This is a genomic window from Xanthomonas sp. NCPPB 2922 (genome assembly GCF_041520885.1).
GTDB classification, from domain to species: Bacteria; Pseudomonadota; Gammaproteobacteria; order Xanthomonadales; family Xanthomonadaceae; genus Xanthomonas; species Xanthomonas campestris.
In genome coordinates, this window is sequence record NZ_JBGOFY010000018.1 from 16,455 (window position 1) to 32,441 (window position 15,987).

At 62.1% G+C, this 15,987-nt stretch carries 14 protein-coding genes; all 14 read left to right on the top strand.

All coding sequences use genetic code 11. The annotated features are described in order from the left end of the window. The first annotated feature begins 145 nt into the window (after positions 1–145). Positions 146–844: a polysaccharide biosynthesis/export family protein gene (locus tag ACD584_RS17255; RefSeq protein ID WP_029216900.1), complete on the top strand. Its 699-nt coding sequence runs from the start codon at positions 146–148 to the stop codon at positions 842–844. Further along, positions 826–2,265, top strand: coding sequence for a GumC family protein (locus tag ACD584_RS17260; RefSeq protein WP_175611628.1), 1,440 nt, complete (start codon positions 826–828; stop codon positions 2,263–2,265). The genes ACD584_RS17255 and ACD584_RS17260 overlap by 19 nt, the downstream gene beginning before the upstream one ends. A 242-nt stretch (positions 2,266–2,507) precedes the next feature. Then, complete coding sequence (locus ACD584_RS17265) at positions 2,508–3,962, top strand: undecaprenyl-phosphate glucose phosphotransferase (RefSeq protein WP_012438018.1); 1,455 nt, start codon at positions 2,508–2,510, stop codon at positions 3,960–3,962. A 94-nt stretch (positions 3,963–4,056) separates the two neighbouring features. Next, a complete protein-coding gene (locus ACD584_RS17270) occupies positions 4,057–5,343 on the top strand; it encodes a polysaccharide biosynthesis protein GumE (RefSeq protein ID WP_070690886.1) in 1,287 nt (428 codons plus the stop codon). A gap of 35 nt (positions 5,344–5,378) precedes the next feature. After that, the gene (locus ACD584_RS17275) at positions 5,379–6,434 is read left to right on the top strand and encodes an acyltransferase family protein (protein WP_170873839.1); all 1,056 of its coding nucleotides are present in this window, start codon (positions 5,379–5,381) and stop codon (positions 6,432–6,434) included. Continuing rightward, positions 6,431–7,501, top strand: coding sequence for an acyltransferase family protein (locus tag ACD584_RS17280; RefSeq protein WP_076036794.1), 1,071 nt, complete (start codon positions 6,431–6,433; stop codon positions 7,499–7,501). The genes ACD584_RS17275 and ACD584_RS17280 overlap by 4 nt, the downstream gene beginning before the upstream one ends. Before the next feature lie 67 nt (positions 7,502–7,568). After that, positions 7,569–8,711 carry a glycosyltransferase family 4 protein gene (locus ACD584_RS17285; protein ID WP_076036795.1) on the top strand — a complete coding sequence of 381 codons (1,143 nt, stop codon included), beginning with the start codon at positions 7,569–7,571 and terminating at the stop codon, positions 8,709–8,711. After that, complete coding sequence (locus tag ACD584_RS17290) at positions 8,708–9,757, top strand: glycosyltransferase (protein ID WP_076036796.1); 1,050 nt, start codon at positions 8,708–8,710, stop codon at positions 9,755–9,757. The genes ACD584_RS17285 and ACD584_RS17290 overlap by 4 nt, the downstream gene beginning before the upstream one ends. A 17-nt stretch (positions 9,758–9,774) precedes the next feature. After that, positions 9,775–11,253 carry a lipopolysaccharide biosynthesis protein gene (locus ACD584_RS17295; RefSeq protein ID WP_029216896.1) on the top strand — a complete coding sequence of 493 codons (1,479 nt, stop codon included), beginning with the start codon at positions 9,775–9,777 and terminating at the stop codon, positions 11,251–11,253. A 64-nt stretch (positions 11,254–11,317) separates the two neighbouring features. Then, complete coding sequence (locus ACD584_RS17300; protein WP_011037586.1) at positions 11,318–12,520, top strand: glycosyltransferase; 1,203 nt, start codon at positions 11,318–11,320, stop codon at positions 12,518–12,520. Between the two features lie 41 nt (positions 12,521–12,561). Then, a complete protein-coding gene (locus ACD584_RS17305) occupies positions 12,562–13,356 on the top strand; it encodes a polysaccharide pyruvyl transferase family protein (RefSeq protein WP_070690900.1) in 795 nt (264 codons plus the stop codon). Between the two features lie 7 nt (positions 13,357–13,363). Next, entirely contained in the window at positions 13,364–14,155 is a 792-nt protein-coding gene (locus ACD584_RS17310; protein ID WP_076036797.1) for a WecB/TagA/CpsF family glycosyltransferase, read from the top strand. Between the two features lie 34 nt (positions 14,156–14,189). Next, positions 14,190–14,687 carry a cupin domain-containing protein gene (locus ACD584_RS17315; protein ID WP_076036798.1) on the top strand — a complete coding sequence of 166 codons (498 nt, stop codon included), beginning with the start codon at positions 14,190–14,192 and terminating at the stop codon, positions 14,685–14,687. Between the two features lie 56 nt (positions 14,688–14,743). Continuing rightward, complete coding sequence (locus tag ACD584_RS17320; RefSeq protein WP_175611842.1) at positions 14,744–15,769, top strand: TraB/GumN family protein; 1,026 nt, start codon at positions 14,744–14,746, stop codon at positions 15,767–15,769. Positions 15,770–15,987: the final 218 nt, after the last annotated feature.

Genomic DNA, 15,987 nt, shown 5'->3' on the forward strand with positions numbered 1-15,987 from the left:
CATAGTGCACTGCAACACGCGATTCAACGTTGGTCTCGGCACGTGTCGGGATGCAACTTCCTGTCGTACGTTCGTGCTGGCGCCTGAGCCGGTTGAATGCTGCGCGAGGTCCTGTCCCACCCAACAGAGGCAGCCAGCTACACGCATGAAGAAACTGATCGGACGACTCTGCCAAGGCCTCAGCCTGGCTCTGCTCTGCTCGATGTCGCTGGGCGCTTGCAGCACCGGCCCGGAGATGGCGTCTTCGCTGCCGCATCCGGACCCGCTGGCAATGTCCACGGTGCAGCCCGAATACCGTCTTGCGCCGGGCGATCTGTTGCTGGTGAAGGTGTTTCAGATCGACGATCTGGAGCGGCAGGTCCGCATCGACCAGAACGGTCACATCTCATTGCCGTTGATTGGCGACGTCAAGGCCGCCGGTCTGGGCGTTGGCGAACTGGAAAAGCTGGTCGCCGATCGGTATCGCGCAGGCTACCTGCAGCAGCCGCAGATTTCGGTATTCGTGCAGGAGTCCAACGGGCGCCGCGTCACGGTCACTGGTGCGGTAGACGAGCCGGGCATCTACCCGGTGATCGGCGCCAACCTCACCTTGCAGCAGGCGATCGCGCAGGCCAAGGGTGTCAGCACGGTGGCAAGCCGCGGCAACGTGATCGTGTTCCGCATGGTCAACGGGCAAAAAATGATTGCGCGGTTCGACCTGACCGAGATCGAGAAGGGGGCCAATCCGGATCCTGAGATTTATGGCGGCGACATTGTCGTGGTGTATCGCTCGGATGCGCGCGTGTGGTTGCGCACCATGCTGGAACTGACCCCCTTGGTGATGGTGTGGCGCGCTTACCGATGAGTATGAATTCAGACAATCGTTCCTCTTCGTCGCAGCGTCATGGTCATCTGGAACTGGCAGATGTCGGCTTGATGGACTACTGGCGCGCCCTGGTCTCGCAGCTCTGGCTGATCATCCTGATCGCCGTCGGCGCGCTGTTGCTGGCATTCGGCATCACGATGTTGATGCCCGAGAAGTACCGCGCCACCAGCACCCTGCAGATCGAACGTGACTCGCTCAATGTGGTGAACGTCGACAACCTGATGCCGGTGGAATCGCCGCAGGATCGCGATTTCTACCAGACCCAGTACCAGTTGCTGCAGAGCCGTTCGCTGGCGCGTGCGGTGATCCGGGAAGCCAAGCTCGATCAGGAGCCGGCGTTCAAGGAGCAGGTGGAGGAGGCGCTGGCCAAGGCCGCCGAAAAGAATCCCGAGGCGGGTAAGTCGCTCGATTCGCGGCAGGCGATCGTCGAGCGCAGCCTGACCGATACGTTGCTCGCCGGGCTGGTGGTCGAGCCGATCCTCAACTCGCGCCTGGTGTACGTCAATTACGATTCGCCAGACCCGGTGCTGGCCGCCAAGATCGCCAATACGTACCCGAAGGTGTTCATCGTCAGCACCCAGGAACGCCGCATGAAGGCGTCCTCGTTTGCGACGCAGTTTCTGGCTGAGCGCCTGAAGCAGTTGCGCGAGAAGGTCGAAGACTCTGAAAAGGATCTGGTCTCGTATTCGACCGAAGAGCAGATCGTGTCGGTTGGCGACGACAAGCCCTCGCTGCCTGCCCAGAACCTGACCGATCTCAATGCATTGCTGGCATCCGCACAGGACGCCCGGATCAAGGCCGAGTCAGCTTGGCGGCAGGCCTCCAGTGGCGATGGCATGTCATTGCCGCAGGTGTTGAGCAGTCCATTGATTCAGAGCCTGCGCAGCGAGCAGGTGCGTCTGATCAGCGAGTACCAGCAGAAACTGTCGACCTTCAAGCCGGATTACCCGGAGATGCAGCGCCTCAAGGCGCAGATCGAAGAGTCGCGTCGTCAGATCAATGGCGAAGTGATCAATATCCGTCAGTCGCTGAAGGCGACCTACGACGCCTCCGTGCATCAGGAGCAGCTGCTCAACGACCGCATCGCCGGTCTGCGGACCAACGAGCTGGATCTGCAGAGCCGCAGCATCCGCTACAACATGCTCAAGCGCGACGTCGACACCAACCGCCAGCTCTACGATGCGCTCCTGCAGCGCTACAAGGAAATCGGCGTGGCGAGCAACGTGGGCGCCAACAACGTGACCATCGTCGATACCGCAGACGTGCCTACGTCTAAGACTTCGCCGAAACTCAAATTGAACCTCGCGTTGGGCCTGATCTTTGGCGTATTCCTGGGCGTGGCTGTGGCTCTGGTTCGCTACTTCCTGCGTGGGCCTTCTCCGAAGTCGCGGTTGAACTGACATCGTGATGTTGCAAAACGATGGTTAATTGAAGTGACAACTGATTCAGCGTGGAAAAGGTGGGATCCCGTAAGGTGCGGGCTCCCTCGTTTGAAGGTTTGTCTCTGTTGAAACAAAGGGCTGTCTTGCGATCTGGGGTCGGTAGGTATTACCGCGGTGATCGGACGACAGGATGATTGAAAGCTCGCGTGCGATTCGTATGTTCCCCCGCATGCGCCGTATCGAGTTTGGAGGACATCCCCATGCTTTTGGCAGACTTGAGTAGCGCGACTTACACGACATCCTCGCCGCGATTGTTGTCCAAATATTCGGCAGCCGCCGACCTGGTCCTGCGCGTGTTCGACCTGACCATGGTCGTTGCGTCCGGACTGATCGCATACCGCATCGTTTTCGGTACCTGGGTACCCGCAGCGCCTTATCGGGTCGCGATTGCGACAACGTTGTTGTACTCGGTCATCTGCTTTGCGTTGTTCCCGCTGTATCGCAGCTGGCGCGGCCGTGGATTGCTGAGTGAGCTGATGGTGCTGGGTGGCGCATTCGGCGGTGTGTTTGCGCTGTTCGCGGTGCATGCCCTGATCGTGCAGGTGGGTGAGCAGGTGTCGCGTGGTTGGGTCGGCCTGTGGTTCGTCGGCGGCCTGGTGTCGCTGGTGGCCGCACGCACCTTGCTGCGTGGCTTCCTCAATCACCTGCGCACGCAGGGAGTGGATGTCCAGCGTGTGGTGGTAGTGGGCCTGCGTCATCCGGTGATGAAGATCAGTCATTACCTGAGCCGTAATCCCTGGGTCGGTATGAACATGGTTGGCTATTTCCGCACGCCGTACGATCTGGCCGTGGCCGAACAGCGCCAGGGTCTGCCGTGCCTGGGTGATCCCGATGAGCTGATCGAGTACCTGAAGAACAATCAGGTGGAGCAGGTGTGGATCTCGTTGCCGCTCGGCGAGCGCGACCACATCAAGCAGCTGCTGCAGCGCCTGGATCGCTACCCGATCAACGTGAAGCTGGTGCCCGACCTGTTCGACTTCGGCCTGTTGAACCAGTCTGCCGAGCAGATCGGCAGCGTGCCGGTGATCAACCTGCGTCAGGGTGGCGTGGATCGTGACAACTACTTCGTGGTCGCCAAGGCGCTGCAGGACAAGATCCTGGCGGTGATTGCGCTGATGGGCCTGTGGCCGCTGATGCTGGCCATTGCGGTAGGCGTGAAGATGAGCTCGCCCGGCCCGGTGTTCTTCCGCCAGCGCCGCCACGGCCTCGGTGGCCGCGAGTTCTACATGTTCAAGTTCCGCTCGATGCGGGTGCATGACGATCATGGCACCACGATTCAGCAGGCGACCAAGAACGACACGCGAATTACGCGCTTCGGCAGTTTCCTGCGCCGCAGCAGCCTGGACGAGCTGCCGCAGATCTTCAATGTCTTGGGTGGCAGCATGTCGATCGTGGGCCCGCGCCCGCACGCCGCGCAGCACAACACGCACTATGAAAAGCTGATCAACCATTACATGCAGCGTCACTACGTCAAGCCGGGGATTACCGGTTGGGCGCAGGTCAATGGTTTCCGTGGTGAGACCCCGGAGCTGCGGACGATGAAGAAGCGCATCCAGTACGACCTTGACTACATCCGTCGTTGGTCGCTGTGGCTGGATATCCGCATCATCGTGCTGACGGCCGTGCGCGTGCTCGGACAGAAGACCGCGTACTGATGACGGTGGGGAGTGTGCGACCTGGCGCACCTTGCGCCGCGGGCGGCTGCATCGCAGCCGCCTTTCTCTCGCGGGCGCTGACATGCTGATTCAAATGAGCGAGCAGACGCGGGTGCGTTGGCACAACGCGCTGATCGAGCTGACCCTGCTGACCGGCGTGGGCTACAACCTGCTGCTGGCGTTGATCAACGCCAACGTGTTCACCGTACGTCCGGTGATCACATATGCAGTGGAATTTCTGGTCTACGCAGCCTGTTTCCTGCTCGGGCTGGGCTCGATGAGCCGACAGCGCATCGCGATGATCTTCGGCGGGCTAGGCTTGATCGTGACGCTGATGTTCGTGCGTTTCCTGGTCAACTGGCAGATCGACCCCAAGTTCTTCCGCGATGCACTGGTGGTCTTTGCATTTGTCGTGCTGGGGTCTGCTTACACCGGCTCGCTACCCAAGCTGTTCGTACGCATGACGATCATCGTGTCATTGGTCGCTGCGTTCGAGCTGGCGATGCCCTCGGCTTATGGCGATCTGGTCAACCCGAAGAGCTTCTTTGTCAATGCGCGCGGCATGAGTGCAGAAGGGTTCTGGAACGAGGACAGCAATCTGTTCGTCAGTGCCACACGACCCGGTGAGCGCAACTTCCTCCCAGGCTCGAACCTGCCACGCGCCTCTTCCTGGTTCATCGAGCCGGTGACGATGGGCAATTACATCTGCTTCTTCACCGCGATCGTATTGACGTTCTGGCGCTGGATGCGGCCGTCGATGCTGATTCTGTCTATTGGACTGATCGGCTTCATGATTGTGGCATCCGACGGTCGACTGGCTGCCGGCACCTGCGTGCTGATGGTGCTGCTGTCGCCGTTATTGAAACGGATGGATCAGCGGTTGGCGTTCCTGTTGTTCCTGTTTGTGATCGCCTCTGCCTGGCTGCTGGTGTGGATGACCGGGATTACGGCCTACCAGGACACCACGATGGGGCGCATCTTCTTCACTGTGAATTCGATGAACAATCTATCGTTCGAGTCGTGGATGGGCCTGGATTTTGCGCAGGCCTACCGGTATTTCGACAGCGGTATTTCTTACTTTATTGCTTCGCAGTCGATTGTCGGCGTGCTGGCGTTCCTGCTGTCTTATTCGTTCCTGCTGCTGATGCCGAGCAAGGAAGGGCAGTTGTTCAAAAACCAGGCGATGTTTGCCTTTGCACTGAGCCTGTTGGTGTCTAACGGCTATTTCTCGATCAAGACATCGGCGCTGTGGTGGTTTGTCTGCGGCTGCATGTGGCACTTGATGCCAGCAGCGTCAGCCGTGCCGGTGCGCGACGAAAGCAAGGAAGAACCAACGGACAACGGCGTGCATGTGCCGTTGCCCGCAGGAGCGCCGCGGTGAATACGGTGACAGGGGCATCGAGGACGTCGGCGCCTGTGCAGGCTGCCGGCGCGCGTGCCTTCGCGAGCGGCCGTAGCCGCGATCCACGTATCGATGCGACCAAGGCGATCGCGATATTGCTGGTGGTGTTCTGCCACGCAAAAGGCGTGCCGCACGGCATGACCCTGTTTGCCTACAGCTTTCACGTTCCGCTTTTCTTCCTCGTGTCGGGTTGGCTGGCTGCCGGTTATGCCTCGCGCACAACCAGCCTGCTGCAGACAATCACCAAGCAGGCACGTGGTCTGTTGCTGCCCTATGTCGTGTTCTATCTGCTTGGATATGTGTACTGGCTGTTGACGCGCAACATCGGCGAGAAAGCTGCACGTTGGGGGAGCCACCCGTGGTGGGAGCCGATCGTGTCGATGTTTACCGGCGTCGGCCCGGATCTGTATGTGCAGCCGCCGCTGTGGTTCCTGCCGGTGATGCTGGTCACCGTGATTGGCTACGTTCTGTTGCGGCGCTGGATGCCGCCACTGGTCATTGCGGCTGTCGCAGTTGTTCTCGCCTGGTTCTGGATGAACTGGTTTCCGCTCCAGCACATGCGATTGTTCTGGGGCCTGGATGTGCTACCGGTGTCGCTGTGCTTCTACGCACTGGGCGCGCTGCTGATCCACGTATCGCCGTATCTTCCAACCTCCTTGCCTGGTAGCGCGTTGGTCACCGTAGTGCTGGCAGCATTGGTTGCCTGGCTGGCCGGGGTCAACGGCCGCATCGATGTCAACATGCTGGAATTCGGAAGGCAGCATGCCGTATTCCTGTTGAGTGCAGTGGCGGGTTCGTTGATGGTGATCTGCGCGGCGCGCATGGTGCAGGAATGGACATGGCTGCAGTGGATCGGGCGCAACACCTTGCTGATCCTGTGCACGCACATGCTGGTCTTCTTTGTACTGTCTGGTGTTGCGGCCTTGGCGGGTGGGTTTGGCGGGGCGCGCCCAGGCCTTGGTTGGGCCATCTTCGTGACGCTTTTTGCGCTGGTCGCCAGCGTTCCGCTGCGCTGGTTTCTGATGCGTTTTGCCCCCTGGACCTTGGGTGCACGTCCGGTGTCGGCATGACGACGGCTGCGATCACTGCCGGTCGCGTCGACACAATCGCCTCGCCTGTCGCGGAGCGCGACTGGCAGATCGACGTGGCCAAGGCTCTTGCGATCATTCTGGTCGCGCTGGGGCACGCCAGTGGCATGCCACCTGCCTACAAGCTGTTTGCCTACAGCTTCCATGTGCCTCTGTTTTTCGTTCTTTCCGGCTGGGTCGGTGAACGCTTCGGGCGTCGTGCATTTGGCCGGAAGACGGTGGGAAAGCTTGCGCGCACGCTGCTGATTCCCTACGTCAGCTTTTTTCTGGTGGCTTACGGCTACTGGATACTGAGCGCAGTGCTCAACGGCACATCCCAGTCCTGGGCTGGCCACCCCTGGTGGCATCCGTTTGTTGGATTGCTGTGGGCCAATGGATCCAGCTTGTATGTGCTCCCGGCCTTGTGGTTTCTCCCCGCACTGTTTGTCGCCACCGTTGTCTACCTGGCACTGCGCGAAGACCTGAGCGCCGCAGTGCTCGCGGTCTGCAGCTTGCTGGTTGTGTGGGCGTGGACGCGTTGGTTCCCAGGGCTGCGGCTGCGCCTTCCGTTTGCACTGGATGTGCTGCCGGTCGCGCTGTTCTTCATTGCAGTCGGCGCATGGCTGTCACGCTTCGCAGAGAGAGTGCGTTCGCTTCCCGCGGTGGTGTGGGCTGTCGCGCTGCCGGTCCTGGCAGTGGCCTGGGGAGGCGTTGCAGCCATGAACGGGCAGGTGGATGTCAATAATCTTCAGTTCGGAAAATCGTCGCTCCTGTTCCTGATCGCAAGCCTGCTGGGTACAGCAATGACGTTGTGCATTGCCTACTTCATGCAAGGGTGGCGCTGGCTGCGTTGGATCGGTGCCAATACGCTGCTGATCCTTGGCACGCACACGTTGGTGTTTCTGGTCGTGACCAGTGTCGTGGTGCGAACCGGGGTGATCGATCGCAAACTCATCGGTACACCTGTCTGGGCGCTGGCTCTCTGCGCCTTTGCCATCGCTGCCTGCATTCCCATGCGTGCCGTGCTGGTGCGCGCCGCGCCCTGGATGTTGGGATTGAAACGCAAGTGAGACATTTTCAGAATCATCAGTCGATGTGGCGTGTTCGTGTGAGTCACCGGCAAAGGAGATCGGCGCAATGAAAGTCGTGCATGTGGTCCGCCAGTTCCATCCATCGATCGGGGGGATGGAGGAAGTCGTGCTGAACGTGGCACGTCAGCATCAGGCCAACAGTGCCGACACGGTTGAGATCGTGACGTTGGATCGTGTGTTCACCGATCCCTCTGCGCAACTGGCGCAGCACGAGGTCCATCAGGGGTTGCCGATCACTCGCATCGGCTATCGTGGTTCATCGCGGTACCCGATCGCGCCGTCGGTGCTGGGGGCGATCCGTTCGGCGGACGTGGTGCACCTGCATGGCATCGATTTTTTCTACGACTACCTGGCGTTGACCAAGCCGCTGCACGGCAAGCCGATGGTGGTCTCGACGCATGGCGGGTTTTTCCACACTGCCTATGCGTCGCGCATGAAGCAGATCTGGTTTCAGACGCTGACGCGTACTTCTGCGCTGGCCTATGCGCGTGTGATCGCCACTAGCGAGAATGACGGCGATCTGTTCGCCAAGGTGGTTGCGCCGTCGCGCTTGCGGGTGATCGAGAACGGTGTCGACGTGGAGAAGTATGCAGGGCAGGGCGCTCGAGCGCCGGGACGGACCATGCTGTATTTCGGGCGTTGGTCGGTAAACAAGGGCCTGATCGAAACGCTTGAGCTGCTGCAGGCTGCGCTCACGCGTGATCCGCAGTGGCGCTTGATCATCGCCGGGCGCGAGTACGATTTGAATGAGGCGGATCTGCGCAAGGCCATCGCCGAACGCGGTTTGCAGGACAAGGTGCAGCTGAGCATGTCGCCATCGCAGCAGCAGTTGTGCGCGTTGATGCAGCAGGCGCAGTTCTTCGTGTGCCTGTCGCGGCATGAGGGGTTTGGGATTGCGGCGGTGGAAGCGATGAGCGCGGGGTTGATCCCGATTCTCAGCGACATTCCGCCGTTCGTGCGGCTTGCCACCGAGTCCGGACAGGGTGTGATCGTCAATCGCGACAGGATTCAGGCCGCGGCCGACAGCGTGCAAGCATTGGCGCTGCAGGCCGATGCGGATTTCGATGCGCGCCGCACGGCGACCATGGCGTATGTGGCGCGCTACGACTGGCGGCACGTGGTGGGGCGTTATATCGATGAGTACCACGTTGCGCTGGGAACACCACGTACGCAGGAGGCCGTGCGATGAGCGCGTCTGCTTCGCTGCCAGTGACGCGCGCTGCTGCGGCGCCCCGGATCACGGTGCTGTTCTCCACCGAAAAGCCGAACGCCAACACCAACCCGTATCTCACCCAGCTCTACGATGCGCTGCCGGACGCGGTACAGCCGCGCTTCTTTTCGATGCGCGATGCGTTGTTGTCGCGCTACGACGTGCTGCATCTGCACTGGCCGGAATATCTGCTGCGCCATCCCAGCAAGATGGGCACGCTGGCCAAGCAGGCCTGCGCTGCCTTGCTGCTGATGAAGTTGCAGCTGACCGGCACGCCGGTGGTACGCACCCTGCACAACCTGGCGCCGCATGAAGACCGCGGCTGGCGGGAGCGCGCGCTGCTGCGCTGGATCGATCAGCTCACGCGGCGCTGGATCCGCATCAACGCCACTACACCGGTGCGGCCGCCGTTCACCGACACCATCCTGCACGGCCATTACCGCGACTGGTTCGCGACGATGGAGCAGGGCACCACGGTGCCTGGTCGGCTGCTGCATTTTGGATTGATCCGGCCGTACAAGGGCGTTGAGGTGTTGCTCGACGTCATGCGCGATGTGCAGGACCCGCGCCTGAGCCTGCGCATCGTCGGCAACCCGGCGACGCCGCAGATGCGCACGCTGGTCGAAACCGCCTGCGCGCAGGATGCACGTATCAGTGCACTGCTGGCCTATGTCGAGGAGCCGGTGCTCGCGCGCGAAGTCAGTGCCTGCGAACTGGTGGTACTGCCATACAAGCAGATGCACAACTCCGGCACCTTGCTGCTGGCGTTGTCGTTGGCGCGGCCCGTGCTTGCGCCGTGGAGCGAATCGAACGCCGCGATCGCCGAAGAGGTGGGTCCGGGCTGGGTGTTCCTGTACGAAGGCGAGTTCGATGCGGCGTTGTTGAGCGGCATGCTCGATCAGGTGCGCGCCGCGCCGCGTGGCCCGGCGCCCGATCTTTCACAACGTGATTGGCCACGGATCGGGCAATTGCACTATCGCACCTACCTGGAAGCGCTCGGCAAGGATGGAGACGCCGCGCTGTGACCGCAGAGACATCGACCATGACTTCCCCAACACCGCCGCCGCGCAGCCTCGGGTCGCGTGCCGCTGGCGGCGCCGCCGTGACCATGATCGGGCAGTCGGCCAAGATGATCGTGCAGTTCGGCGGCATCGTGCTGCTGGCACGCTTGTTGACGCCGTACGACTACGGCTTGATGGCCATGGTGACCGCCATCGTGGGGGCCGCCGAAATCCTGCGCGACTTCGGTCTCTCCGCAGCCGCCGTCCAGGCGAAACATGTCAGCCGCGAGCAACGCGACAACCTGTTCTGGATCAATAGCGGCATCGGTCTGATGCTGTCGGTGGTGGTGTTCGCCAGCGCGCACTGGATTGCGGACTTTTATCACGAGCCCGCATTGGTGACGATTTCGCAGGCATTGGCGGTGACCTTCCTGCTCAACGGGATGACCACCCAATACCGCGCACACCTCAGTCGGGGGCTGCGCTTCGGTCAGGTAGCGCTGAGCGATGTGGGTTCGCAGGTGTTGGGGTTGGGTGCTGCAGTTGCGGCCGCCTTGGCCGGCTGGGGCTACTGGGCGTTGATCGTGCAGCAGGTGGTGCAGGCCATCGTGAACCTGATCATCGCTGGCGCATGTGCACGCTGGTTGCCGCGCGGGTACGCGCGGCAGGCGCCGATGCGCGATTTCATGAGCTTTGGCTGGAACCTGATGGCGGCGCAGCTGCTCGGCTATGCGAGCCGCAACGTTGGCCAGGTGATCATCGGCTGGAGGACCGGGCCCGACGCGCTGGGTCTGTACAACCGTGCCTTCCAGTTGTTGATGATGCCGTTGAATCAGATCAATGCGCCTGCGACTAGTGTGGCGCTGCCGGTGTTGTCGCAATTGCAGGATGAGCGCGAGCGCTACAGCGCTTTTCTGTTGCGCGGCCAGACGGTCATGGTGCATTTGATCTTTGCGCTGTTCGCGTTTGCCTGTGCACTGGCCATGCCGCTCATCGTCCTGGTGCTGGGTGAGCAGTGGCGGGAAGCGGTGCCGCTGTTTCAGGTGTTGACGCTGGGCGGTATCTTCCAGACGGCGTCGTACGCAACCTACTGGGTGTTCCTGTCGAAGGGGTTGATGCGCGAGCAGTTGGTGTATTCGTTGGTCGGTCGCATCCTGCTCATCGCCTGCATTTTTGTTGGCTCCCGCTGGGGGGCCATGGGCGTGGCGATCGGCTACTCATTCGGCCTGCTGTTGATCTGGCCGCTGTCGCTGGTCTGGATCGGCAAGATCACGGACGCACCGGTCGGTGCGTTGTTCGTCAATGCCATGCGTGCGCTGGTGGCCTACGGTATCGCCGGCGGCTGCGCTTATTACGCATCGGTCACTGTCGGTGGTCCATTGTGGCAGCAGCTGCTGGTCGGCGCCGGCGCGATGGCGCTGGTCTGTCTGCTCGCATTGGCATGGCCGGGATTCCGGCGTGACGTGGTCGCTATCGTCAATATCCGCAAGCTGCTCACGCAGGCGAAGGCGCGCCGATGACACTGCGCTGCGGTACTGGAATGTTGGACTTCGAAACTTCCCACTCTTGCAAAGGACACGGCCTATGAGCGTCTCTCCCGCAGCTCCAGCTTCCGGTATTCGCCGTCCCTGCTATCTGGTCTTGTCTGCTCACGATTTCCGCACGCCACGTCGGGCTAACATCCATTTCATCACCGATCAGTTGGCTTTGCGTGGCACGACGCGTTTTTTTTCGTTGCGATACAGCAGACTCTCCCGCATGAAGGGAGATATGCGCCTGCCGCTGGATGACACCGCAAATACCGTTGTCTCGCACAACGGTGTGGACTGTTACCTATGGCGCACGACAGTGCATCCATTCAATACACGCCGGAGCTGGCTGCGTCCTGTGGAAGATGCCATGTTCCGCTGGTATGCCGCGCATCCGCCAAAGCAGTTGCTGGACTGGATGCGCGAGTCCGATGTCATCGTGTTTGAAAGCGGAATCGCCGTCGCATTCATCGAGCTTGCCAAGCGGGTCAATCCGGCTGCCAAACTGGTCTATCGCGCGTCGGATGGGCTGAGCACCATCAACGTGGCGTCTTACATCGAGCGCGAGTTCGACCGCGTGGCTCCGACGCTGGACGTCATTGCCTTGGTGTCGCCCGCGATGGCCGCAGAAGTAGCGAGCCGCGACAACGTCTTCCATGTAGGCCACGGCGTGGACCACAACCTCGATCAGCTCGGCGACCCGTCGCCGTATGCCGAGGGCATCCATGCAGTTGCAGTCGGGTCGATGCTGTTTGATCCTGAATTTTTCGTCGTTGCCAGCAAGGCCTTTCCGCAGGTGACCTTCCATGTGATCGGCTCCGGGATGGGCCGCCATCCGGGCTACGGCGACAATGTCATTGTCTATGGCGAAATGAAGCACGCGCAGACGATTGGCTATATCAAGCACGCACGTTTCGGCATTGCGCCTTACGCGTCCGAGCAGGTGCCGGTGTATCTGGCGGACAGCTCGATGAAATTGCTGCAATACGACTTTTTCGGCCTGCCGGCGGTGTGCCCGAATGCCGTGGTGGGGCCGTACAAATCGCGCTTCGGGTACACGCCGGGCAATGCCGATTCGGTGATTGCCGCCATTACCCAGGCACTGGAAGCACCGCGTGTACGTTACCGCCAGTGTCTCAACTGGTCCGACACCACTGACCGCGTGCTCGATCCACGGGCGTACCCGGAAACCCGTCTTTATCCGCACCCCCCCACCGCCGCGCCGCAGCTCTCTTCGGAGGCAGCGCTCTCACATTGAGGCGGCGCTTTTTTGATCACGTTTGAAGGAGGATCCCTGTCATGGCCAACGCTTTACTGCAGAAATGGGTGGAACGCGCGGAACGTCGCGCATTGTTCTGGTGGCAGCCCAAAAACGGTGGCGTGAACATGGGGGATCACCTGTCGAAGGTGATCGTGTCGTGCGTGTTGGCGTTGCAGGACAAGACACTTCTGGAAAAACGCGATTTGCGGCAGAAGCTGATCGCAACCGGGTCGGTGCTGCATTTCGCCAAAGATGGCGACACCGTGTGGGGAAGCGGTATCAACGGCAAGATTCCGTCCGAGCGCAATACGTTCAGCACGCTGGACGTACGCGCGGTACGCGGTCCCAAGACCCGCGCGTTTTTGCTGGAACGTGGCATCGCAGTGCCAGAGGTCTACGGAGATCCGGGATTGCTGACCCCGATGTTTTTCCCCGCCGACGCCCTGGGCCCGGTGACCAAGCGCCCGTTCGCGATCGTGCCGCACTTCAACGAGCCGGTTGAGAAGTACAGCGCCTACGCCGAGCATCTGGTGTTTCCCAACGTCAAGCCGGCCACCTTCATGAGTGCGCTGCTGGGCGCGGAGTTTGTCATCAGCAGTTCGCTGCACGGCCTGATCCTTGCCGAAGCCTATGGCATCCCGGCGGTGTATCTGGACTGGGGTAACGGCGAAGACCGTTTCAAGTACGACGACTACTACCACGGCACCGGGCGCATGCAATGGCATGCCGGCCACAGCGTGGAAGAATGCATGGAACTGGGCGGCAACGGCAGTTTCGATCTTGAACGCTTGCAGGCAGGATTGCTGGCTGCGTTCCCTTACGATTTGTGGTGAAACGACAATGCATGGCCAGCCAGCAGGTGTGGAGACGGCAACGGTGAGTCCAGCGACACCTGCGCAAGGGGTGGTGATTCCGCTGGGCGGCTTCCCGGTGTTGTCGACCACGCAGGAAGCCTTCGCGCTGGATCTGTTCCATGCGCTGGCCGCGCATCAGCCGCGGCGGGTGTTTTTCGCGAACACCAACTTCATCGTGCAGTGCCAGGCACTGCGCGCGCGCATGCAGGCGCCGGCAGTGCGCATCGTCAACGATGGGATCGGCATGGATCTGGCGGCGCGCCTGATCCATGGCCGCCGATTCGCCGGCAACCTCAACGGCACCGACCTGATTCCGTACCTCTGCCGCGAGGCCGCGCAGCCGCTCAAGTTCTTTCTGCTTGGCGGCCGCCCGAGTGTGGGCAAGACCGCCGCGGCGACCTTGACCGGAACGCTGGGCCAGCAGGTCGTGGGCATGTGCGATGGGTATGGCGAATTTGCGGCGGCGGGCGAGGGCCTTGCCGAGCGCATCAATCGCTCCGGCGCCGATGTGCTGCTGGTGGCCTTCGGCAACCCGCTGCAGGAGCGGTGGATCCTCGACCACAGCGAGGCCTTGCAGGTGCCGCTGGTGTTCGGCGTGGGCGCCTTGCTGGACTTCCTCTCCGGCACCGCCAAGCGTGCGCCCAACTGGGTGCGCCGTCTGCATATGGAATGGATGTACCGGCTGCTCAACGAGCCGCGCCGGTTGCTCAAGCGCTATAGCTGGGATCTGTTGGTGTTCTTCCGCACCTGCCTGCGTGCGGGCAAACAGCTGGCGTGATGCACGGCGGCGGTGTGTGGCCTAGCATGCGGACATGCATCCAACCGCCGCCGCGCTGATTCGAACATTGGACCTTGCCCCCCATCCGGAGGGCGGCCACTACCGACGCGTGTATGCGTCGACTCGCCAGGTGCTGGATGACAGCGGTGCGCCGCGGCGTCCGGCGCTGACCGCCATCCGCTTCTTGTTGTGCGCAGGCGAAGCCAGTCGCTGGCATCGGGTGGATGCCGAGGAGTGCTGGCACTGGCAGCAAGGTGCGCCGCTCGAGTTGCTGATCTTCGACGAAGCGAGCGGGCAGTTGCGGCGCGAAGTGCTGGACGCTGCAGAGCGTGGCGACGCCATGCACGTGGTGCCGGCCGGCTGCTGGCAGGCGGCGCGCTCGCTGGGGGACTTCACCCTGGTGGGCTGCACGGTTTCGCCAGGGTTTGTCTGGGAAGGTTTCGCGCTGCTCGAAGACGGCTCGCCGCTGGCGGCGCAGCTGGCCGCATTGGTTGCCGAAGGCGCCGCGCCAGGGCCTCCAACGCTTCCCTAACGCGTGTGGGGCCGCGTTCGCGTAGTGTCCGCGTTCCAACCGGGAGGCGGTACGTGATGCAGCGCAGGGGGGTGGTGTGGCGGGCAGGAATGGTGGTGGTGTCGTTGTTGGCACCGATGCTGGCGTGTGCCGTCGAGGTGGCCGTGCAGGCGCCGGCAGTGCCGCCAACGGTGGTCGATCTGGAGGCCATGGTGGTGCGCGGGCAGCAACCCGGCCCCGGCCTGTGGAAGGTCAGCAAGGGCGACCACGTGCTGTGGATCCTGGGCACATTGTCGCCATTGCCCAAAGACCTGGAGTGGCAAGCGACCGAGGTCGAAACCATCATCGGCCAATCGCAGCAGGTGCTGATGGCGCCGATGGTGCAGGTGGATGCCGACGTTGGCATGTTCGGCAAGCTGGCCCTGGTGCCGGCCGCGATGAAGGCGATGAAGAACGAAGACGGGCGCGAGCTGCGCGATGTGCTGCCGCCTGAGTTGTATGCGCGCTGGACTGTCGCCAAGGCGCGTTACATGGGGCGCGACCGTGGCGTGGAGCGCAAGCGGCCGATGCTGGCTGCCGGCGAGCTGTATCAGTCTGCGCTCAAACGCTCTGGCCTGGCCCGCTCGCCGGTGATCTGGTCGGTGGTGGAGCGCGCTGCCAAGCGTGCCGGCATCAAGCCGACCTCGACCACGCTCGAATACAAGATCGACAACCCGCGCCAGGCGATCAAGGATTTCCGTGCGGGCGGTATGGACGACACTGCGTGCTTCCGCAGCATCCTGGTGACCGTCGAACGCGATTTGCCGACGATGGTGGAACGCGCCAATGCCTGGTCGGTAGGCGACATCGAAACGCTGCGCCAGTTGCCGCGTGCCGACCCGCAAGCCGCGTGCATGGGGGCGATGGCCAGCACCGGCGTGGCCAAGAAGCGCGGCATCAACGATCTGGAAGGCCGGCTGCGCCAGCATTGGCTGGAGATCGCCACGCAGGCACTGCAGCGCAACCGCAGCACCTTTGCGGTGTTGCCGATCAGCCGGCTGACCGCCTCCGACGGCTATGCCGCGCGCTTGCGTGCGCTGGGCTATGAGGTGGAGGCGCCCTGAGGGCGCTGCGGGGGCGCGTGATTCGCGCGGTCTGCTATGCGCTTGGACCGGTGTATCGAACGCATGCTGCCCGCAGTGACAGAAAAGGGAGAGGGCGGCACGCGGGTCAATGCCGCCCGGATTCGGATGTCAGCGCGGAAACTGTAGCGCGCCCAACATGTGCCCTGGCTCGCCACGCATGCGCCTGCGAGGCCAGGTGCGCGATGCCAGTCTCGACC